Source organism: Methanocalculus sp. (assembly GCF_029762515.1).
Classification (GTDB): domain Archaea; phylum Halobacteriota; class Methanomicrobia; order Methanomicrobiales; family Methanocorpusculaceae; genus Methanocalculus.
On the sequence record NZ_JARVGN010000569.1, the window covers coordinates 1 to 923 of the forward strand.

The window sequence follows — 923 nt, forward strand, 5'->3', positions numbered from 1 at the left end:
GAAACGAGTCTTCAGGAGCGTCGTAAAAACATTGCGGATATTGGTGAGGCCTTCCCCGATGATGGCCGTTGGGCGCTTAGGGTGGCAAAGACAATCTGTCTTCTTGAGTTCGTGCGTGAAGTTCCGAGAACCACCAGAAATATTTCCGCAGTACTGCTCAATTCGGTTGACGGATCGGTTCCTCTTCGCGAAGTGGAGGAAGCACTCCAGCGGTTGAATGATGCCGACTTCATCAAATCCACCGAAGAAGGATGGAAACTCCAGTCCGCCGAGGAGAAAGACTGGGGAGTTGAACGCCGTCGCCATTTAAATCCAAAGCCTGCCGACCGGATTGCGATCCACCATGACATTATTGGGGACATCGTCGGCGATACCAAATTGAAGAACTACCAGCTAAAGAAGAAGAATTTCAAAGTCGAATATTCAGTGGATGGCGCCAGAATTGGCGAATCCGGGATGATTCCTGTTTCCATTGTGATAGCCGATTCGCCTGCGGATATCCCCAAGAAAATCGAGGCTATCGAGGATGAGAGCAGGATCAAGAATAAAAAACTGTTCTGGGTGACAGCACTTACCCCCGAGATTGACGACCTCGTGACGCAATATTACGCATCCCATTGGATGGTTGAGGAATATGGGCGGTTGGCAGCACAGAATAAAATCAAACAGGTCGAGCGGGATTGTCTTGAGAGTGAAAAACTGGAAAAAAGCAGGATACGAGCCCGTCTCAGTGATAAAATCGCTGACACTTTAGTCCAAGGGACCGGCATATTCAATGGGAGGAAGAAGGACGCCTCCTCGTTCGGGAACTCCTTGAGCACTGCGTTCAGAGGATTTTTCGAGTATACCGTACCGGAGCTCTTCTCGAAATTCGAGATGGGGGCGGTGAAACTCAAAGGCGATGAGGCAGCAAAGCTGCTTAA

At 49.7% G+C, this 923-nt stretch carries 1 protein-coding gene; it reads left to right on the forward strand.

Features of this window, described 5'->3' with window-relative positions:
• On the forward strand, nt 1-923 hold a 923-nt coding region (locus QCH34_RS13250; RefSeq protein ID WP_300334801.1), incomplete at both ends, for a hypothetical protein.